16 protein-coding genes and 2 pseudogenes are annotated in these 18,850 nt (G+C 60.5%); 9 read left to right on the top strand and 9 right to left on the bottom strand.

Annotated elements, in window-relative coordinates; translation table 11 throughout:
* Positions 1 to 559: 559 nt before the first annotated feature.
* Together AB1A62_RS08050 and tnpB are read left to right on the top strand one after the other, a co-directional pair.
* A pseudogene (locus AB1A62_RS08050) lies at positions 560 to 1,484 on the top strand (IS3 family transposase); the annotation flags it as partial.
* 35 nt (positions 1,485 to 1,519) lie between these two features.
* A pseudogene (tnpB, locus tag AB1A62_RS08045) lies at positions 1,520 to 1,870 on the top strand (IS66 family insertion sequence element accessory protein TnpB).
* 94 nt (positions 1,871 to 1,964) lie between these two features.
* Here tnpB and AB1A62_RS08040 read toward each other — a convergent pair.
* The 5 genes from AB1A62_RS08040 to dctP (AB1A62_RS08020) all read right to left on the bottom strand — a co-directional run bounded on the left by AB1A62_RS08040 (position 1,965) and on the right by dctP (AB1A62_RS08020) (position 7,033).
* Complete coding sequence (locus AB1A62_RS08040; RefSeq protein WP_366660993.1) at positions 1,965 to 2,402, bottom strand: hypothetical protein; 438 nt, start codon at positions 2,400 to 2,402, stop codon at positions 1,965 to 1,967.
* Positions 2,403 to 3,092: 690 nt separating this feature from the next.
* Positions 3,093 to 4,058, bottom strand: coding sequence for an agmatinase (gene speB / locus AB1A62_RS08035; protein ID WP_366660992.1), 966 nt, complete (start codon positions 4,056 to 4,058; stop codon positions 3,093 to 3,095).
* 18 nt (positions 4,059 to 4,076) lie between these two features.
* On the bottom strand, positions 4,077 to 5,357 hold the full coding sequence (locus AB1A62_RS08030; RefSeq protein WP_366660991.1) for a TRAP transporter large permease: 1,281 nt from the start codon (positions 5,355 to 5,357) through the stop codon (positions 4,077 to 4,079).
* The gene (locus AB1A62_RS08025; RefSeq protein WP_366660990.1) at positions 5,354 to 5,962 is read right to left on the bottom strand and encodes a TRAP transporter small permease; all 609 of its coding nucleotides are present in this window, start codon (positions 5,960 to 5,962) and stop codon (positions 5,354 to 5,356) included. Before AB1A62_RS08025 ends, AB1A62_RS08030 begins: the two co-directional genes overlap by 4 nt.
* Positions 5,963 to 6,016: 54 nt before the next feature.
* Positions 6,017 to 7,033, bottom strand: coding sequence for a TRAP transporter substrate-binding protein DctP (gene dctP, locus AB1A62_RS08020; RefSeq protein WP_366660989.1), 1,017 nt, complete (start codon positions 7,031 to 7,033; stop codon positions 6,017 to 6,019).
* Positions 7,034 to 7,093: 60 nt separating this feature from the next.
* On the opposite strand from dctP (AB1A62_RS08020), the gene AB1A62_RS08015 reads away from it, so the two are divergent.
* Positions 7,094 to 8,080, top strand: a complete 987-nt coding sequence (locus tag AB1A62_RS08015; RefSeq protein WP_366660988.1) for a LysR family transcriptional regulator — start codon at positions 7,094 to 7,096, stop codon at positions 8,078 to 8,080.
* Between the two features lie 654 nt (positions 8,081 to 8,734).
* On the opposite strand, the gene AB1A62_RS08010 is transcribed toward AB1A62_RS08015, so the two are convergent.
* Together AB1A62_RS08010 and AB1A62_RS08005 are read right to left on the bottom strand one after the other, a co-directional pair.
* Positions 8,735 to 9,499 (bottom strand): class II aldolase/adducin family protein, encoded by a 765-nt coding sequence (locus AB1A62_RS08010; RefSeq protein ID WP_366660987.1) that lies wholly within the window; start codon positions 9,497 to 9,499, stop codon positions 8,735 to 8,737.
* Positions 9,496 to 10,686: a TauD/TfdA family dioxygenase gene (locus tag AB1A62_RS08005; RefSeq protein ID WP_366660986.1), complete on the bottom strand. Its 1,191-nt coding sequence runs from the start codon at positions 10,684 to 10,686 to the stop codon at positions 9,496 to 9,498. The genes AB1A62_RS08010 and AB1A62_RS08005 overlap by 4 nt, the downstream gene beginning before the upstream one ends.
* A 97-nt stretch (positions 10,687 to 10,783) precedes the next feature.
* Here AB1A62_RS08005 and AB1A62_RS08000 point away from each other — a divergent pair, with 97 nt between their 5' ends.
* Together AB1A62_RS08000 and AB1A62_RS07995 are read left to right on the top strand one after the other, a co-directional pair.
* Entirely contained in the window at positions 10,784 to 11,698 is a 915-nt protein-coding gene (locus tag AB1A62_RS08000) for a helix-turn-helix domain-containing protein (protein ID WP_366660985.1), read from the top strand.
* A 409-nt stretch (positions 11,699 to 12,107) separates the two neighbouring features.
* Positions 12,108 to 12,494, top strand: coding sequence for a metallopeptidase family protein (locus AB1A62_RS07995; RefSeq protein WP_366660984.1), 387 nt, complete (start codon positions 12,108 to 12,110; stop codon positions 12,492 to 12,494).
* Positions 12,495 to 13,022: 528 nt separating this feature from the next.
* Here the strand turns inward: AB1A62_RS07995 and AB1A62_RS07990 are convergent.
* Entirely contained in the window at positions 13,023 to 13,487 is a 465-nt protein-coding gene (locus AB1A62_RS07990) for an Lrp/AsnC family transcriptional regulator (protein WP_366660983.1), read from the bottom strand.
* A gap of 102 nt (positions 13,488 to 13,589) precedes the next feature.
* On the opposite strand from AB1A62_RS07990, the gene AB1A62_RS07985 reads away from it, so the two are divergent.
* The 4 genes from AB1A62_RS07985 to AB1A62_RS07970 all read left to right on the top strand — a co-directional run bounded on the left by AB1A62_RS07985 (position 13,590) and on the right by AB1A62_RS07970 (position 17,679).
* Positions 13,590 to 14,639, top strand: a complete 1,050-nt coding sequence (locus AB1A62_RS07985) for a diaminopropionate ammonia-lyase (RefSeq protein ID WP_366660982.1) — start codon at positions 13,590 to 13,592, stop codon at positions 14,637 to 14,639.
* Positions 14,640 to 14,661: 22 nt separating this feature from the next.
* Positions 14,662 to 15,711 (top strand): TRAP transporter substrate-binding protein DctP, encoded by a 1,050-nt coding sequence (dctP, locus tag AB1A62_RS07980; protein WP_366660981.1) that lies wholly within the window; start codon positions 14,662 to 14,664, stop codon positions 15,709 to 15,711.
* Between the two features lie 98 nt (positions 15,712 to 15,809).
* Positions 15,810 to 16,346, top strand: coding sequence for a TRAP transporter small permease (locus AB1A62_RS07975; RefSeq protein ID WP_366660980.1), 537 nt, complete (start codon positions 15,810 to 15,812; stop codon positions 16,344 to 16,346).
* 1 nt (position 16,347) lies between these two features.
* The gene (locus AB1A62_RS07970) at positions 16,348 to 17,679 is read left to right on the top strand and encodes a TRAP transporter large permease (protein ID WP_366660979.1); all 1,332 of its coding nucleotides are present in this window, start codon (positions 16,348 to 16,350) and stop codon (positions 17,677 to 17,679) included.
* Positions 17,680 to 17,816: 137 nt separating this feature from the next.
* On the opposite strand, the gene AB1A62_RS07965 is transcribed toward AB1A62_RS07970, so the two are convergent.
* Complete coding sequence (locus AB1A62_RS07965) at positions 17,817 to 18,848, bottom strand: GlxA family transcriptional regulator (protein WP_366660978.1); 1,032 nt, start codon at positions 18,846 to 18,848, stop codon at positions 17,817 to 17,819.
* Positions 18,849 to 18,850 lie beyond the last annotated feature (2 nt).

Below are 18,850 nucleotides of genomic sequence, written 5' to 3'. Positions count from 1 at the left end.
GCAGCGGTTGCAACGAATGGCGGCCGACAGCGCACCCGAGATTTACCGGGCTAAAATGAAACAGTGTCCAAGTCCTGCTCCCGCAACCACCGTTTCCGACCAAGCCCTCGCCGCCAGCGGGGGCTTCTTCGATTCAGGCTGACTCAAAGACATGATCCCTGCCAGTTCCCCAACAAGTTCAAGCTGATGACAGCCCGGCGCATCCGCGTCCGGAACCATCCGCACTTCCGAAATCAGCGCCCGAGGCGACGCCGTCGCCTCCCGCCACACTTCCGCCGCGTTCAGGGCGCCAGCCAGGTCTTCGATCAGCTCCCGGTACCGCGACGACAGGCTCGGATGCAGCCCCAGGACAACCTGTCGCCGGAGAAGATCAGCTTCCGCAAGGCGGGTCTGATCACGTCAGTCTTTACGCTGGTGATCGGCGGCTTCCTGTTCGGGCTACAACTGGGTGATCGGCGCTATCCTTGGCGGTGCGATCTACCTCAGCCTTGCCAAGGACCAGGTGAAGGTCTGAAGGCAATCCAAAGAAGGCGGCCGGTGAAGCAAAGACTTCACTGGCCTTGATTTCGCCACGCTGAAAGAGATTCTTGGGAAAAACTTCTGAAGCCCGGTTCAAGGAGACGCGCCGTGGACTGGGCCAGAAGGAGAAGAGCTGCTCGCAACGGCGGGCTTGTGCGCTGGCCGGGATCGATCCGCGTGAGTACCGGCGGCGGCCGGCCAGCCCGGAAGATAGCGCAATGCGTCAGCGATTGAAGGAGTTTTCTGGCGAGCGCAGACGGTTTGGCTATCGGCGCTTGCACATTCTGCGGAAGCGGGAAGGCTGGGAGCTGAACTGGAAAAAGCTCTACCGGATCTACAGGGAAGAGGGGCTGACGGTGCGCAAACGGGGCGGCCGGAAGCGCGCAATCGGAACCAGGGCGCCTATGGCGATCCCGCAGGGGCCGAATCAGCGGTGGTCGCTGGACTTCGTCTCGGACAGCTTGTCCGATGGCCGCCGTTTCCGGGTGCTCTGCGTCATAGACGACTTCAGCCGGGAATGCCTGGCCATGGCCGTGGATGCATCACTGTCGGGCTTGCGGGCCGCCAGGGAACTGGGCAGGATCGCCGATCTGCGTGGCTATCCCTGCTTGGTGGTGTCCGATCGAGCCATTGGAACGCCATTGGTCCGAGAGACAATGGCGAGGGGCACCGAACTGACCAGCAACGCGATCCTGAAATGGCAGCAGGACCGGCAGGTCGAATGGCACTGCATCGCGCCCGGCAAACCGACGCGGAACGGCTTCGTGGAGAGCTTCAATGGCCGCCTTCGGGATGAGTGCCTGAACGAGCATTTGTTTGCGAGCCTGCGCCATGCCCGTCACCTGATCCAAGCCTGGCGCGAAGACTGCAATCACCACCGCCCGCATTCGAGCCTCGACGGGCTAACCCCGCGGGAGTGTCACAAACGGTCAAGAGAGGACCAAACCCTGAACAGAGCTAACTGAAAAACGCGGCCTCTTAGGGGAGCAAGTCACCGGCCGTGATTTCACCTGCGGGGAACTTCAAAAAATATGTTGCAACGAGGCCTGTGGATTTTCGCAAGGGAATGGACGGGCTGGCGGCTATGGTCATGAATGAGTTCGACCTGGATCCATTTACAGGAGCGATTTTCGTTTTCCGTTCCAAGCGGGCGGATCGAATGAAATTGATCGTCTGGGATGGAACGGGCCTCGTGCTCGTCTAAAAACGTATCGAGGGCAGTGGCTTCGTCTGGCCGAAGGCGCAAGATGGCATAGTCACTCTTAGCAAGGCTCAACTTGAGGCATTGTTCGAGGGATTGGATTGGAAGCGAATAGTGGCAGCCAGACACATAAAGCCAACTGTTGTCTGATCCCGCGCCATGGGGAGGATCAGTAAGCCTTCATAAAGGTCGCCGAACTGGTCGCGCTCGTCGGTAAACCATTGAAGCTTGTCGATCTGGTCAACTAGGTCCTTGAGGTTCGCTGGTTCACGCAGGAAAGTTGCCGAGTTGGCAAAATGGCCTGGACGGTACTCGGCAGCGGATCGGCCTTGTCATATGCCCTCTGGCGATTTTGTGCCTCGTCGCTGGTAATATCCTTCACTGGGGCTTCAACAATATTTCCCTCTTTGTTGACCCGTGTTCTGAGATTGCCGAGCACGGTGAGCATTTCGCGATAGAGCTGTAGCTGATCGAGCCCGTTTTCGCCAACGAGACCAGCCCAGCGCATGCCCTTGGGGATGCAAATGATTTTGCGGTCGTTGCGGACGTCTTCCTCCCTGCCTAGTTCCCTCATCATCTTGAGGAACAGGAGGTAGGTCAGTTCGGTGACATATTGCTGACTAGGTGATGCCGTCCTTGCGCAGGATGGAGCACATTCGCCAAAGCTTGCCGACAATGTCATTCGCGTTCATTTGCACACTCCCCGCCGAAACCTCAACGCCATAAGCGACGAAAGAACCACAGCATTTGCCAACAAATGCACAACTACAAGCTCGCCGTATATTTACCATTGAAAAGGATCGCAATCGCCATGTCGAGTGAGGACATGTCTAATCAAACGTAGGAAATATGAAGGCACCGCGTCGTCACGAGGTTATCGCTGTGTTTCGGCGGACTTGGTTGGCTTCTGCCAAATCTTGGTAGGGGTCGGTCACGGGAAGAAGCAGTCTATTTGGCGTCGAGGTGCAGATAAGCAACGAGAAGGCTCAGTAGCTTCAATCTGAAGTGACGTAATCTAAAGGCGGCTTTGAGCCGGGCAGGTTGGCACAGACCTCCTGCCGGTCCCAAATTCGCAAAGTTCGGAAAAACGCTTATCCGACATCAGTCGGTTAAACACGGCAGCAAAGCCGTGTTCTGCAACGGTGGTTGCGAGCTCGCGCAACCAAAATAAAAAAACAATTTTAGACGATAGCGCCCCAGGGGGCGCTTCTTGCGTGCGGCAACTGTGGAAGCACAAGGAGGGGAATGGGATTGGAAAACACGTTCTCCATAGAAAAATATTTGCCGAGGCGCTTCAGTCCTGGCGCGCCTATTTTGGTAGACGCGCCAGGCTTACGCTGCACCTGCGAATGCAGGCGCAGCGGGAGGAGACCTAGGCCCTGTTGTGGAAGATGAAGCCGATGAAGTTCAACAAGAGCTGCGCGGCCAGGATCTGGGTGCTCTCAGCCGGATCATAGGCCGGGGCGACCTCCACCAGGTCGATCCCCACCACATCGCCGCGCTTGGACAGGCCCTGCAGGATCTCCAGCACGTCATAATACTGGAAGCCGCCGTGGCTGGGGGTGCCGGTGCCGGGCGCAATCGAGGGGCAGAATGCGTCGATGTCAATGGTCACGTAATAGCGTGCGCCTTCGGGGATGCGCTCCAGCACGGCGTGCTTCCCCAGCTTGCGCACCTGGCGCACCGACAGGATGTCAGAGCCGCGCTCGCGGGCGTCGATGTAGCCTTCCTTGGCGGTCGAGGACACGTTGCGGATGCCCAGCTGGGTCATGCCGGAGACGTAGTCCTTCTCGATCGCGCGGCGCATCGGGTTGCCGTGGCCATCGGTGACGCCCTTGCGCTCGTCGACGAAGTCGAGATGCGCGTCGATTTGGATCACGTGGATCGGGCCGTTCTTTTCGCAGTCCTCGGCATAGGCGTTGATGCAGGGGATGTTGATCGAATGGTCGCCGCCGATGGTGACGGGCAGCGCGCCCGCGTCCAGGATCTTCTTCACGCCGTATTCGATATTGGCGTGGCTCTCCTCGGTCTTGGTGTGGATGATGTCAGCATCGCCCAGATCGACGATCCGCACGTCCGCGCCCAGATAGGTGGCGTCGTCCTCGTGGTCATAGGCGCCGGCGTGGCCGAAGCTGAACAGCGTCGAGGCCTCACGCACCGCCCGCGGGCCGAACCGCGCGCCGGAGCGGAACTGGCAGCCGAAGTCAAACGGCGCGCCCAGGATCGCAACGTCGGCGTCGATGTTGTCCCAATCCTCGACATAGGGTTTCTTGCCGAAGGTGGCGATGCCGACAAAGGGCAGGTTCAGGCGGCCGGATTCGTAACCGTGTGCAGACATGTTGATTCTCCGTTTTTCTTAACGATAGGCCAGTTCCGGCAGGAACAGGGCGATTTGCGGGAAGGCGACCAGCAGGCCGGTCACGAGCAAGAGGATGACGAGGAAGGGCGGCACGCCCCGCACCACCTCGACAAAGGGGCGGCGGAACACCGCGATGGCGGTGAACAGGTTGCAGCCAAACGGCGGGGTTGCGGCACCGATGGCGACCTGCAGGGTGATCAGCACACCGACCAGCACGGGGTCGAGGCCAGCCGCTTTGATCATCGGGGCAAAGATCGGCACCAGGATCAGGATCACCACGATCGAGTCGACGAACATGCAGCCGAGGAAGAAGGCGAGGTTCACCGCCACCAGCACCATCAGCGGCCCGGCCTCATCCAGCCCCAGCGAAGCGATGATCTGCTGCGGCACCTGGGCAAAGCTCAGTGTCCAGCTGAAGGCCGCACCCGCCGCAATCAGGATGAACACCACCGAGGTGATGGCGCCGGTCGACAGCGCAATGTCCCAGAGGTCGCGCAGTTTTACGGAACGGAAGATCAGCACCTCCAGCACCGCCGCATAAAGCACGCAGATCGCAGCCGCCTCGGTGGGTGAGAACACCCCGCCATAGATGCCGCCCACGATGATCGCCGGAAAGCCCATCGGCCACAGCGCCCGGCGCATGGCGGTGAAGCGCTGGCCCCAGCCCTCGCGCGGCAGCACCGGGATGTCGTGGCGGTAGGCGTAGACCATGCAATAGGCCGAGAACAGCACCACGATCAGCAGCCCCGGCACGATGCCCGCGATGAACAGCTGCGAGATCGAGGTGCCCGAGACCACGCCATAGATGATCATGCCGATGGACGGCGGGATCAGATAGGCCAGGTCCGCGGCATTGACGATCAGGCCGATGGCAAAGCTGTCCTTGTAGCCGGATTTCAGCATCCGCGGGCGCATCGCGCCGCCGATTGCCACCACGGTCGCCTGGGTCGAGCCGCAGACCGCGCCGAACAGCGCACAGGCCGAGGTCACGGAAATCGCCAGGCCGCCCTTGATATGGCCCATGAAGCTCATCACCACGTCGATAAGACGGTTGGCGGAATGGCCGCGGGTGATGATGTCGGCGGCCAGGATGAACATCGGCACCGCAATCAGCGCCGCGGGCTTCACCCCGCCGATCATCTGCTGGATCAGGATCTGCAGGCTCATGTCCGGGAAGTAGACGAGGAAGCCCAGCACCGCGGCCGAGATCAGCGGCATCTTCATCGGAAACCCTGACAGCAAGAGCAGGATCATCACGGCAAGCATCAGTTCGGTCATGGCTTTTTCTCCCCGCCGGCCTCTTCATAACGCTGGATGGCTGCGGCGGTTTCCGGGTCTTCGTAGCTGTCCACCTCCAGGTAGGAGACATAGATTTCCGCTTCTGAGAAGTTCATGTTGCGCAGCGCGGTCAGCAGGTACTGCAGCGCGGTCAGCGCCAGCCCGACCACCACCCAGACATAGGTGAGGTAAAGGGGCAGCTGCAGCGCCGGGGTGATACGGCCGCGGCTGGCGACCTTCTGCACATATTCCAGCGCGTACCAGGCCAGCAGTCCCATCATCACCGCGGTGGTGGAAGCGATCACCACCATCAACGCCTTGCGCATCTTCACCGGCAGCGCGTCATAGACCGCCGACATGCGGATATGGATGCCCTTGCGGGTGGCATAGCCCAGCCCCATGAAGGTGACGATGACAATCAGGAACTCGTTCAGCTCCTCGGAAAAATAGATCGACTGGTTGAACACGTAGCGGCCAAAGACATTGGCGATGGTGTTGCCGGCCATCAGGATGATCCCCCAGCCCAGGATCCAGACTTCGGCACGCCCGATGGCGCCATCAATCTTGCCCAGAAGGCCGAAGGGAGCGGGTTTGGCATGTAGCATGATATCCTCCCCTGGATTGGCCCCGCGCAAAGCGGTGCGGGGCCGGAAGCGGGCTCAGCTGCCCGCCAGTTCCGCCTGCAGCGCGTCCAGCAGCTTCTGGCCGCGGGTGCCTGCGGTCTCGACATAGGCCCCTGCGGTATCGCCCGAGCGGGCGCGGAAGGCGTCACGCTCTTCCTCGGTCAGCACCACCAGGCCGATGTCCGGCTTGGCGTCCTTGATCACGTCCAGACGCTGCTGGTTGAAGTCGGTGACCACACCGTTGATGTAGCCGGTCATGCCCGCCATGGTGTCGCGCACCAGTTGCTGGCGGTCGGGGCTCAGGGTGGCAAACCAGTCGGAGCCTGCGACCACGGTGGTCACCAGTTCCTGCTCGCCGGCCCAGATCAGATGGCTGGTGACTTCATAGAACTTCATTTCCTCGATGGTCGGGATCGGGTTCACCTGACCGTCCACCGCGCCAAGCTGCAGCGCGCCGAACACCTCGCCGAACGGCAGCGGGGTCGGGCTGGCGCCCATGTTCTTGTAGGTTTCCAGCAGGATCGGCGACACCATCACCCGCATTTTGAAGTTCTCGAAGTCCTCCGGCGTGCGGATCTCGCGGTTGGTGGTCCAGACCTGCGGGCCTTCGGAATACATGGTCATGATTTCCAGGCCGCGTTTCTGGAAATCTTCGTTCAGCGGGCCGTAGATGGTGTTCGAGTTGCTGAGGATCTTCGAAATCGCCGCCGGATCGGAGGGCAGCAGATAGGGCAGCAGGAACACCTGGCTTTCCGGCACGATGGTGCCGAGGTTGCCGATCGACACGTTGGTCAGCTGGATGATGCCATCGGCGGCTTGCTCCACCGTCTCGGTCGGGGTGCCGAGCGTGCCCATCGGATAGACGGTCACGGTCACATCGCCATCGGTCGCTGCCTCGATGCGCTTTTTGAACTCCTGCGCATAGGCGTCCATGATCGAGCCCGGAATCTCTTCGATGGCGAATTTCCAGTCCTCGGCAAAGACGGCGGCGGGCGCCAGGCTCAGCAGCGCGGCGGCGGCGGTGGTTTTCAGGTGTTTCAAGCTAAGGGCCATGCGGGTCTCCTCCCAGTTGGCATGGTTGACGGGAATGGAGGACACCTCAGCATGAGCCGAATGTTTGAAAAATATTACATTGATTATCTTCGCATAAGAAATTTTCATGTAAGCCAGCGTCAGCCACAAAAGAGCCGTGCCATGAAACTGTTGCGCAACACACTGCTGGAGACCTTTGTCACCGTCGTTGAGTGCGGCGGTTTTTCTGATGCGCAATACGCCCTTGGCGTCACCCAATCCGCTATCAGCATCCGTATCCGCGACCTGGAAACCTCGCTGGGCTACCGGATCTGCGAACGTGGCCGTGGTGGCTTCCGCCTGACGGAACGCGGCGAGATCGCCTATCAGAAAGCCCGCGACATTCTGCGCAGTGCGCGCGACTTCGACGCCGAGTTGCTGGAACTGAGGAATACCATCGCCGGAGATCTGAGGATCGGCATCGTGGATGCGATCGACAGCCTTCCCAGCCTGAAACTCGTGAATGCTTTGCAGCGTTTCCTCGCGCGCCCGAATGAAGTCAGGATCGAAATTGTTGTGGCGTCCCCCGCGGACCTGACACAGCAGCTGATCAGCGGTGAATTGAATGTTGCCGTGGCGCCATTCCGAAACCAGGTGCCAGAGCTGGAGTATTCAGAACTATGCAGTGAAGAGCACAGACTCTACTGCGCGCAGGGACATCCTTTGTTCGCCGAACCGGACAGTGAAATCGGTCTTGAAACCATCGGCCGGTATCAGCTTTGCCAGCGTTCATATGATATGCTGGTATCGCCGGAACTCGGATCGCCTGAACCGATGGCGGTCGTGGCCAACATGGAGGCCATGGCGATGCTCATCGAAACGGGTCATTTTCTGGGACCATTGCCAACACATTTCGCCCTCAGACGGGTTGCAGAAGGCAAGTTCCGGGAAATCAGGAACAGCCAAATGCGATGGAACTCGGCCTTTTATCTCGCAACCCGCCGGGTTCATGTTCTCAGGCACGCAGTGGACCTGTTTGCCCAAGATTTGCGGTACGCCTGCCTTGATGAAAGCAAACCTCTGGAGTAATGCGCTGCTGCGTACACCAGGTTGAAGCTGGACGGCAGCCCTGTTGCGAATACCACCGCGGCATCAGATGAAGGCCAATTGTTAAAAGGTAAGGCGCGAAGCAGATTTCCGAGACAGTCCAGGCCGCAAACGCAGCAAACGGCCGACCGGTCCCGCGTCTAGCTTCTTTGACCAAGCTGCCGCAAATTGGCGGTTTGAAATCCGCCCTTCAGCGTGGTTCCGAAGGACCGTTTGTAGTGAAACCCGCTGCGCCGCTGCCCAAGCTTGTCCAGGCCCTCACCAGCGCGAGCAATGCGAGCACCCTGATTGCCGAGGACGAAATCCGGCCTTCGAAAAGAAAGGCCCGGACCGGAAGCTGAACGAAATACAGTTGTTTGATCTCCCGCCTCACCTCCGGCGCGTATTGCGACCGGACGTGGTTCGCGATCAGCTCCCGGTAGCGCAGGGAGAGGCTGGGGGCAGCCGCGGGGCAGGCGCTTCAGGGGGATCCGCCAAACGGCAGGTTCGGGCCGGATGTGAAGGCGGCTCTGGTCCTTAGTTTTCTACTCAAGAAAATCAGGAAGTGGCGGCCAATAGAAGGCATTGCGCTATCAAGCCCTGGCACCCCAGCATAGTTGGCTGGGGCGCCGGTCGCATTCAGTTCCTTATGCGCGGTCACTGCGCATAGTCTGGGCTTTGCTTGTCGAGCATCCGGATCAACCCAGCCCATTCAGTCCGGCCGTCGTAGTTGTAGTGCTCGGATTTTGCCATCTGGTCCTGGTAGCGCGCGACCTTTTGCGGGTCGATGAGGTGCAGCTCCCGTCCCATGGACAGGGTCTTGATCTGCGTTGAACAGGTCTGGCGCAGGAAATACGCCCGGAAGAACGCTTCTGCTGCCGTGGTGCCAAGCGCGTAGTACCCGTGATTGCGGCTGATCAGGATCTGGTGCCGGCCGAGGGTCTCCACGAAATGCTCGCCGAAGGCATCGTCTTCGTCGAATTCGTACTCGATGTATCCCGTTAGGTTGCCTAGGTAAATCGCGGGCTGGTTCAGCGGCAGCAAGCCATCCTCGATGGAGCCGACTGCCATGACTTCTTCCTCATGGCCGTGGACAAAGAACATGGTTTCAGGGCGGGAGCCGAAGATCCACTGGCACAGGTTCTGCACCCCGTCGTTCAGCCATGGCCCGTCCGGGTCCACGGGCAGGCTATCCGGGCCGATCTTGATCATCGCCGATGCGGCCGCCTCTTCCCAGAACATGCCGTAGGGGTGGACGAGGCAGTGATCGGGCTGGTCTGGCACGCGGGCTGCGACGGCGCCATTGGCAAGGTCGGACATGCCGTAGCGGGCCAGGATGCGGAATGTGGCGGCAAGCTCCACGCGGGCCTGCCATTCGGCCTTGCTGCACGAGGCCGGGGTTACATTGGCTGCAATGTTCATGTTGTCTTTTCCTTGGAGAGTGAACGTTCAAGCGACCGGATGGCAGAAAGCAGATCGTCCCGGTCCGAGTAGATGCCCTCGATGAAGCGTGTGCCGCCGCGGGCGTCATAGCCGTTACGCCCGTGCAAAGCCCGGCGGTTGTCGAAGGCCAGGAGATCACCGGGCTTGTAAGCGAACTTCATCTGGTACTTCGGGTCCTGTGCCCGCGCTGTGAAGGCGCGGTAGCTGCGATAGGCCCGGTCCTGGTCTGCCAGCGAGGCAACCAGCGGCGCGCGCAGCCAGGTGTTGTAGCGGATACCGGTGATCCGGCCGGACTTGCTGCGCTCGATCACCGGACCGGTGGCCTTGTAACTGCTGGTCCTCGACCGGTTGTTGTAGGTCCAGCCGATTTCGCAGAGCGCCTTGAAATGCTGCGGCTCTTCCGCGGCAAGGTCGGCGGCAATGCGGTAGGCATCGGTATAGATGCCCTCACCGCCGCTGGTCGTGTTATCCCGGCAGAACAGGAACTGGACCCCATGCGGGCACTCCCGCGTCGGCATGTCGATATGCTGCATCAGGGCAGCGGAGGTGAAGGCATTGCTGTCAGGATCGTCCTTGATTTCCAGCGTGTACATGCGCCCGAAGTTCGATTCCCGCACCGGGCCGATGCGTTCGGCGATGCGCATTAGCAGCCCGTCCTCATTGGGGAGGTTTTCGAGCCGGGCCACACCGTAATCTCTCAGCGCAGTCAGCCAATCCAGCAATGCCGAGGGATCACGCAGGGCTTCCGGGCCGTCAAAGGTCGGCGGTTCGGGCTGATCTGCGGCGGTCCAGAGCACCTCTGTCACCGGCTCAGTTTCGTCGCCGAACCAGCCATTGCCGCGCAACCAGCCCGGATGGAACCGGCTGGCGGTCCGGCCGTGGGACCAATGCACCACGATTGCGCTATCCGGTTCGATTTCCGCGGAGAGGGCGGCCAGATCTGCGGGCAGGTCGAGCGGAGAGAGCGTGGTTTCCCGCGACAGCGGGTGCAGCGTTTCCGGCGAGGGATCATTCTCGGCCAGAAAAAACGGGTGATACCGGCTGACCTTACCGTCAGACCATTCCACCGCAAGAGCGCCGTTCTCTGGCCGGGCTGCCACGGGCGGGACCGTCACCGGCCAAACGTCGAAATCGGGTGTGATTGGATGCTGTTCCATGTCCTTCATGCACAAACCTCCCTTGCATGAATTGAGCATACGGGCTGCAGACCTCATCCGCTTGATACCAGATGACGTAAACCTCGCAGCAGATTACAGTTGCGCCATGGTCAAAGTTGCGCTCCTCCTGGCGGACAGGTTTCCGATCCTGTCACTCACGCTCATCACGGAGCCCTTGCGGGTCGCAAACCGGGAGCTTGGACGCCAAAGCTTTGAATGGCTGGCCGTTTCGGATAAGGGCGGCATCTGCCAGTCCTCCAGCGGCATCCCGTTGGACACCACCGCCCTTCCCGGGGAGGCCCCGGATGCCGCCATCCTCCTGTCCTCTTACAAGCCGGACCGGTCCTCGACGGTTGAGGCCCTGTCCTGGCTGCGCGGTCTGGACCGGAAAGGATGCCTGCTGGGCTGTGTCGATACAGGGGCGCTTGTCTTTGCCAGGGCCGGATTGCTCGGGGTCAGGCCCGCGGCCGCACATCCCGAAGCCATTGCCGGCTTTCACCGGCAGTTCCCAGACAGCCTGTTTGTGGACCGGATGTTCGATTTTTCCCCGCCGAGGTTCTCGAGCGCGGGCGGGGTCGCAACTCTGGATATGACGCTTGCCCTGATTGCGCATTTCACCAGCCAGCGCCTGGCGCAACGGGTTGCGCAGATCCTTACCTATGATCCTCCGGTGGCTGGCTGGATGCCGCAGGCGATCCCGCAGAGCATTCCGCAGGAGGCTCGCGACGCGGTGGCCATCATGCCGTCAAACCTGTCGCGGGGGATGCGCATCTCGGAAATTGCGCGCGAGTTGGAGATTCCGGTGTGGAAGCTCAACCGGCTGTTCAATAGGTATCTTCACAGCTCACCGACGTCATATTTCGTGCGGCTACGACTGGCTAAAGCCCGCGACATGCTTCGCAACACGACACTTCCTGTTGGGGACATCGCGACGGAGTGCGGCTATGACAATGCGGAGGTCTTCAGCCGCGCCTATCGGTCACGATACAGCCGATCGCCGAGCCAAGACAGAGATTTGTAGTGGTAGGAGATTTGAAGTCAGCCTCAATGCTGAGTCTTGAGTTCGGGCTTGTTAACACTGTCATTTCAGTACCCTAGCCTGCAACTGACTTTGGTCTCACGCCCAAGGATTGGCGGAATGCAGCTGCCGGGATCGCCCAGGTAAAAGAGCTGATTGCTGAGCTGCGAACCCAGGATCACCGGAGTGGACGCGCGCAATTCGGCTGCCTTGTCCCGCACTGATGTCACTTGATGACTGAGAGATCGCCGTGTGGACCAATGTCCTCTTCAAGCAACTGCAGCGCAGCATCGCGAGGTTAGGGCGAATGTCTGCTTGAGGCCGCAGGAGACCATAGTTCAAGCCAGGGTTAAGGACCTAACACTCTCAGTTCGCTGTTCACTACACCGTTCCAATAAACCATATACAGTTCATGCAGCACGACCTTGACCACTTTGAGAAGATCGCTCGCGCCACTTTAGCTTCTCTGCCCAGGGCATTCCGGCCTGCTGCAGAAAACGTCATTCTGCGCATAGCCGAGTGGCCTGAACCCGACATGCTGGACGATCTGGGTCTTGCGGATCCGTATGAACTGACAGGGCTCTACGAGGGCATTCCCATGACCGAGAAATCGGTTCTCGACATGGCGCCGCCTCCGGATGTTGTTTGGCTTTTCCGGCAGCCGATCCTGGCGGAATGGCAGGATCGCGGCAATGTCGAGCTGGACGATTTGATCGCGCATGTTGTTATTCACGAATTCGCCCATCATTTCGGGTGGACTGACGAGGAGATTGCAGCCATCGGCCAATGGTGGCTCTGAGCCTTTGTTCACTACCTATGGGGAGCTGCCGATTAGCGGAAGCGCATCAATCATTGTCAGGCAGGCTGGATGCCACAGGTGTAAACGGCAGAACGCAGCCCAAACCGGCCCCGGACTTATCGGTGGCGCTGCTAAGCACATCCGGCAGGAATGCGCGTAAGGCAGCCTTTCACGGCGTTCGCATGTGCAGCCCTGCGCAGGAAACATGGGAAACCGAATTGCATTGCCTCAGGTGATTTCAAGCATGCCCGGCTGTTCCCGGCCTAACCCGCATCAGGAGGCTGCGCGTCCTGGAGCAGGAGCACTGTGGCTATGGACATGGGCAGCGTCTGCGTCTTGGCCTCGCCATATGATAGAGCTTTATTAGGCGCTTCGTGCAGTTGAGCCCTTCGCACCGGCCGCAATCCGCAATAGCCCGGCCAAATCGCCAGCAAGCTCAAGGTTATGGCCACTAAAAGCATCCTGCAATCCAACGGGGGGGGCCGTGGGCAGAGAATGCCTGCAGGAGGCGGCTCGATACGAGGCTGCTCAGATCGGCAGCGCCATGCCCACCTTGGTTCGCTCCATCGCAACCGAGGTGCGGAACCGGCGGACATTTGAGTTCTCGAAGAACAGCCGGTGGGTCAGGGCCTCAAAGTCCTGCATGTCCTGGGCGGTGCAGATCAGAATGAAATCAGCGTCCCCGGTCACATAGTAGCATTGCTGCACCTGGGGGTCGGCCTTGGCACGCTTGCGGAAGTGATCCAGCTGATCCAGCGACTCCCGGTCCAGTTCGACCAGAACAACAAAGGTCATCTTGTAGCTGAAGCGGGCCGGGTTGAGGATTGCGACCTCCTGCTGGATCAGATCCGACTCCCGCAGTTTCTTCAGGCGGCGCTGCACGGAGGGGACCGACAGGGAACAATCCTGCGCCAGCTGTTCCAGCCCGATTCGGCAGTCTTTCTGGAGCAGGCGCAGGATGGTCAGGTCGGCGTCATCCAGATTGGTCGTCATGAGTCAAACCCGCCGTTGTTGCCATCCCATTAGAGAATTTTTCTCGACCATACCGCTGTTGATGAAAAATTCAAGCAATCGGCCTGTGGTAATTTCCTGGCTATGGAACATGCAGAAACTCTCAGCTTTTCTCCGGCCTTCGACCGCGCACTGGAATTTTTCCGGGCGCAGGAGAATTACGAAGTATCGCCGCTGCGCTCTTTGCGCGGCCCGAATGACGTCACCGTCCTGGCCAAGGACGAAACCGGCCGGATGGGGCTTGGCGCCTTCAAGGCGCTTGGTGCACCTTATGCCGTTGCACGGATCCTGGCGCAGGCCTGGCAGCAGAAGACAGGCGAGGCGCTGGCACTGGAACGTTTGAAGGACAGCGATGTCCGCGCCTTTGCCGCCGCTCATACCTTTGTCTGCGCAAGTGCCGGCAACCACGGCATGGGCGTTGCAGCAGGTGCGCGTGCGATGGGTGCCAAGGCGCGCATCCATCTGGCAAAGACCGTTCCGGACAGCTTTGCCGGGCGCCTGCGGGAACTGGGTGCCGAAGTGGTGCGCTCCGGTGATGTGTACGATGAAAGCGTTGCCGCGGCGATTGCCGACGCCGAGGAGAGCGGTGCGGTGCTTCTGGCTGACGGAACCTGGGAAGGCTACACCGAAATTCCGAAATGGGTGATGGAAGGCTATTGCGTCATCGCCGAGGAAATGCGGGCTGAGTTCGAAGCCTCCGGCAACTGGCCCACCCATGTCTATCTTCAGGCAGGTGTCGGCGGCCTGGCTGCGGCCATGGCCTATATGATCCGCCACAACTGGGCGCAGCAGCCCGAGCTAATCGTGGTCGAACCGGAAGCCGCATCCTGTCTTCAGACGAGCCACAAGGCCGGCGCGCCAACCCGTGCTGACGGCCCCGACTCCAATATGGGGCGGCTGGATTGCAAGGAACCCTCGATCGTGGCCTGGCAGGCGTTGGAAAAGGCCGGCGTGTCCTATGTGACGCTGTCGGAGGAAGAAGGCGAGGCGGCTGCCCGCGCGGTCACTGACCTCGGCATCGAAACCACCCCTTCGGGCGCTGCCGGATACGCCGCGCTGTGCAAGGCTGCACTCCCCGATACCCACGGCAAGGATTTCCGCCCCCTTGTCATCATCTCAGAAGGCGCCGCGTGAGCGGACATCAAAGGACCCCAATATGACCAATTTCACCCGCAAGCTGCTGTCCTCGGCAGTGCTGATTGCCGGCCTGGCAACCGCTGCTGCAGCAGACACCTGGAAATTCGCCTCCGAAGAGGACAAGGGCGACGTCCAGGATATCTTTGCCCAGGCCTTTGCCGACAGCATCAAGGAGCAGTCGGACGGCGACATCAAGGTGCGCATCTATTACTACGGCCAGCTGGGCACCGAAAATGACATCGTTGAGCTGACTTCCAAGGGCACCGTGCAGTTCGTGTCCGTCGGCACCGGCCACCTCGGCTCCTACGTCCCCGAGGCGCAGGTCCTGGATCTGCCCTATGTGCTGGGCGGCGACACCGATGTGATCCGCAAAGTGCTGACCACCAGCCCGACGATCTATGAAGGCCTGAGCGAGAAGTTCGAAAAGGTGAACCTCAAGCTGCTCACCATGATCTCCGAAGGCGAGATGGCCTGGGGCGCAAACAAGCCGATCCGCTCCCCGGAGGATTTCGACGGCCAGAAGATCCGCACCTTCACCTCAACCATTCCGGTGGAAACCTACAAGGCTTTCGGCGCCAACCCGACGCCGCTGTCCTGGGGCGAAGTCTATGGCGCGCTGCAGCTGAAAACCGTCGATGGCATGGTGAACCCTGTCTACTTCATCTACAACGCCAAATGGCACGAAGTGCAGGACTACCTGATCTTCCCGGGCCAGCAGCCATATGTTGGCACCGTGTCGACCAACAGCGAATGGTTCAGCGGTCTGCCGGCCGAGCAGCAGGAGATGGTCCGCACCGCGATTGCTGCAGCGGAACAGGCGGCGCATGACTACCAGATCTCCATCAACGCCGAGAACATGGAGAAGATCAAGGCAGAGCGCCCGGACCTGGAAGTTGTCGTGCTGACCGAGGAAGAGCGTGCAGTGTTCGAAGAGCTGAGCACCACGCTGCATGAAACCTTCTACACCGTTGTCGAAAACGCTTACGGCGACGCAGAGAAAGCCAGCGCCCGCGACGGCGCCAAGGCGATCCTGGAAGGCGTGCTCGCAGACGTCGCGGCCGCCAACTAATACGGTTTTCTGAAACTGGAGGGCGCGGCTTCCCGGGGAGGGAGGACCGCGCCTTTCCTTGGAGTGCGCGTCCCCGGCGGCGCGCGGGGGAGAGAGAAATGAAAACCCTGCTGCTTGCCCTGAGCAAAGGCACCGAACTCATCGAAAAGACCGTCATCATCCTGGCAATCCTGCTGATGATGCTGAATTCCACCGCCAACGCCATTGGCCGCTACGGCTTTGGCAAGAGCCTGTTCTTCTCGGAGGAGCTGAATCAGTTCCTGATTGTCGCGGTGACCTTTGTCGGGTTCGCCTATGCGGTGCGCAAGGGGCGCAACATCCGGATGACCGCGGCCTACGACACCTTGCCGCCGCGCGGGCGCAAGATGCTGATGATGCTGATCACCTTCACCACCAGTGCGCTCCTGCTGTTCCTGGCGTACCAGGCGGTGTTCTATGTTCTGGAAATCAAGGCGGTGAACCGGCTGAGCCCGGCGCTGCAGTTCCCGGTTTACATCATTTATGCGGTGATCCCCGTCGGCCTGGCGATGGCAGGGCTGCAGTACCTGATCGCGTTCCTGATGAACCTCACCCACGAGGGCACCTGGCTTTCATACGAAATCAAAGACGGCGAAGCCGAAGAAATCGGGGTCTGATATGGACTTTCTGAACGATATCCTTGCGGGTGAGCTGGATACCTATGTCATCACCGCGGCGCTGGTGGCGCCGATGGTTCTGCTGCTGTTCCTCAGCTACCCGATGGTGGTGCCGCTGGTGGCGGCGACGCTGATCGGTCTGGTCCATTTCTCGCAAAGCGACACAGGTGTGGTGATCCAGCAGATGGTGACGGGGATTTCCCCCAATGCGCTGATTGCGGTGCCGATGTTCATCCTGGCCGCCGACATCATGGCGCGGGGCCATACTGCCAACAACCTCCTGGGGCTGATCCAGGCTTATGTGGGCCACCGCCGCGCAGGGCTGCCGATCACCGCCTGTATTGCCTGCACGCTGTTCGGCTCGGTCTCCGGATCGACCCAGGCCACCGTAGTGTCGATCGGCCAGATCATGCGGCCGCGGCTGCTCAAGGCCGGCTACAAGGACAGTTTTGTCATGGCGCTGATCATCAACGCCAGCGACATCGCCTTTCTGATCCCGCCCAGCATCGGCATGATCCTTTATGGCACTCTGGCCAATACCAGTGTCGGCGAGCTGTTCATCGCGGGCATCGGCCCTGGCATCGTGCTGGCGCTGCTGTTCTCGGTCTACTGTTACTTTTACAGCGTTTGGCAGGGCGACCTGATCTCGCTGGTTCCCAAAGCCTCTGGCGCTGAGCGGCGGGCGGCGATCAAGAAGGCGATCCTGCCGCTTGGCTTTCCCGTTCTGATCGTCGGCGGCATTTATTCCGGCGCGGTGACGCCAACCGAGGCGGCGTCCTTCTCGGTGCTTTATGCGTTGATCGTGGAATGCGTGATCTACCGGGAGCTGAAGCTGAATGACGTGCTGGATTCCGCTCTCAGCACCGGTCTGATTACCGCTGTTGTCTTCATCCTGGTGGGCGCAGGGCAGGCTTTCTCCTGGTACATCTCCTTTGAGCAGGTGCCGCAGGGGCTGCTGGAGCCGCTCAATCTCGACGGCGCTTCGCACGAGTACATCCTGTTCATCATTGCGCTGTGCTTCTTCGTTGGCTGCATGTTCGTCGACTCGCTGGTGGTGCTGGTTATCCTGACGCCGATTTTCGTGCCGATCATCGACGCCTCCGGCCTGGATCCGGTGCTGGTGGGGGTCATGATCACGCTGCAGATGGCGATCGGATCGGCAACGCCGCCGTTCGGATGCGATATCTTCACCGCGATTGCGATCTTCAACAAACCCTACTTGCAGGTAATCCGCGGCACGCTGCCTTTCTTCCTGATCCTGGCGCTGATGACTGCGCTGCTGATCTACGTGCCCGGGATTGCCCTGTTCCTGAGGGACCTTGCGGCCTTGTAGAACCGGGATACAAGCCTTCCAAAAAGGCGGAGCGTTTGCTCCGCCTTTTTTGCTGTGCCCGGATAATGTCAATGCGGGCAGGACCGGCACTGCGCAGGGAACTGCACAGAAGCCGGTTAAGCCGTCTGTACCGGTTACTAGTGCATAGCCGGGCTGCCTCGAACCGGCCCGCGGGTATCGGGAAGGAAAGTCTGCTTGCGGTCTTGAACCGGTGTGACGCCGTAGAACTTGCGGTAGTGCAGCGTCAGCGTCGAAGAGCTGGCATAGCCGACAGCATGGGCGATGTCTGAAATGCTGTCCCAGGAGTACTGCACCATTTGCCGGGCCGCTTTCAGGCGCTGGCGGCGGTAGTATTCGCCCGGGCTGAGACCGGTGGCGGTGCGGAAGCTGCGCTCCAACTGCCGGGGTGAGATTCCGGCCATGCGGGCGACGTCGCGGATGCCGACAGGTGTTTCGACGTTTTCCGAGAATATCGACATCGCCTGTTTGACCGCTGGCGGCATCTGATCGACGGTGCGGCCGCTTTGCAGAACCGGGACTTTCTGCCGGACGCTGCCGCTGCGGATGACAGGGTGCTGGAACAGGCAGGCAACCTCATTCATTGCCGCCTCGCCCAATGCTTGGCAGATCAGTTCCAAGCAGAGGTCGAACATCGCCGAAGCTCCGGAAACCGTGTGAACCGCACCGTCGCGCACGGCCAGCCGGTCCACCGCAGTGCAATCCGGAAAGGCAGTTTCAAAGGCAGTCCGGTAGCACCAGTGGACAGCGCAGCGCCGCCCGGACAGAACTCCGCTTCGGGCCAGCGGGAAGACACCGCCGGACACCCCGCCGAGCGTGACGCCGTGGCGGGCCAAATAGCGCAACCGGCCGGGGCTTGAGACCGGGTCTTCAAATTCCGCTTCCGGGCCGGACAGCAGGAACAGGCAGTCCAGCCCATCAGTGTCTGCCAGGCTGGAGTCTGCGACAAACGGCATGCCTGCGGAAGCCGCTGTCTGCGCGCCGGTCTCAGTCACCAGGGCCCAGGAGAACACCTGGTGCCCAGCGATTTCATTGGCAGCCCGAAGGGGCTCCACGGCTGCGGTCAGGCAAGCCATTGGAAAGCCGGGGAACAGCAGGAAGCCGATGCGGCGGAGCGGGGCGGGGCCGAAGTCGCTGGAATGAACGGTCATGA

It is taken from the genome of Leisingera sp. JC11 (genome assembly GCF_040704725.1).
In the GTDB taxonomy this organism is placed as follows: Bacteria; Pseudomonadota; Alphaproteobacteria; order Rhodobacterales; family Rhodobacteraceae; genus Leisingera.
Note: the sequence above shows the minus strand (reverse complement) of the source record. Positions and strands in the feature narration are given on the sequence as shown.

What these genes read in the sequence shown, in the direction of transcription:
- AB1A62_RS08040 (WP_366660993.1), bottom strand. Translation starts at nt 2,402, where the DNA reads ATGACATTGTCGGCAAGCTTTGGCGAATGTGCTCCATCCTGCGCAAGG.
- speB (WP_366660992.1), bottom strand. Translation starts at nt 4,058, where the DNA reads ATGTCTGCACACGGTTACGAATCCGGCCGCCTGAACCTGCCCTTTGTC.
- AB1A62_RS08030 (WP_366660991.1), bottom strand. Translation starts at nt 5,357, where the DNA reads ATGACCGAACTGATGCTTGCCGTGATGATCCTGCTCTTGCTGTCAGGG.
- AB1A62_RS08025 (WP_366660990.1), bottom strand. Translation starts at nt 5,962, where the DNA reads ATGCTACATGCCAAACCCGCTCCCTTCGGCCTTCTGGGCAAGATTGAT.
- dctP (WP_366660989.1), bottom strand. Translation starts at nt 7,033, where the DNA reads ATGGCCCTTAGCTTGAAACACCTGAAAACCACCGCCGCCGCCGCGCTG.
- AB1A62_RS08015 (WP_366660988.1), top strand. Translation starts at nt 7,094, where the DNA reads ATGTTTGAAAAATATTACATTGATTATCTTCGCATAAGAAATTTTCAT.
- AB1A62_RS08010 (WP_366660987.1), bottom strand. Translation starts at nt 9,499, where the DNA reads ATGAACATTGCAGCCAATGTAACCCCGGCCTCGTGCAGCAAGGCCGAA.
- AB1A62_RS08005 (WP_366660986.1), bottom strand. Translation starts at nt 10,686, where the DNA reads ATGAAGGACATGGAACAGCATCCAATCACACCCGATTTCGACGTTTGG.
- AB1A62_RS08000 (WP_366660985.1), top strand. Translation starts at nt 10,784, where the DNA reads ATGGTCAAAGTTGCGCTCCTCCTGGCGGACAGGTTTCCGATCCTGTCA.
- AB1A62_RS07995 (WP_366660984.1), top strand. Translation starts at nt 12,108, where the DNA reads ATGCAGCACGACCTTGACCACTTTGAGAAGATCGCTCGCGCCACTTTA.
- AB1A62_RS07990 (WP_366660983.1), bottom strand. Translation starts at nt 13,487, where the DNA reads ATGACGACCAATCTGGATGACGCCGACCTGACCATCCTGCGCCTGCTC.
- AB1A62_RS07985 (WP_366660982.1), top strand. Translation starts at nt 13,590, where the DNA reads ATGGAACATGCAGAAACTCTCAGCTTTTCTCCGGCCTTCGACCGCGCA.
- dctP (WP_366660981.1), top strand. Translation starts at nt 14,662, where the DNA reads ATGACCAATTTCACCCGCAAGCTGCTGTCCTCGGCAGTGCTGATTGCC.
- AB1A62_RS07975 (WP_366660980.1), top strand. Translation starts at nt 15,810, where the DNA reads ATGAAAACCCTGCTGCTTGCCCTGAGCAAAGGCACCGAACTCATCGAA.
- AB1A62_RS07970 (WP_366660979.1), top strand. Translation starts at nt 16,348, where the DNA reads ATGGACTTTCTGAACGATATCCTTGCGGGTGAGCTGGATACCTATGTC.
- AB1A62_RS07965 (WP_366660978.1), bottom strand. Translation starts at nt 18,848, where the DNA reads ATGACCGTTCATTCCAGCGACTTCGGCCCCGCCCCGCTCCGCCGCATC.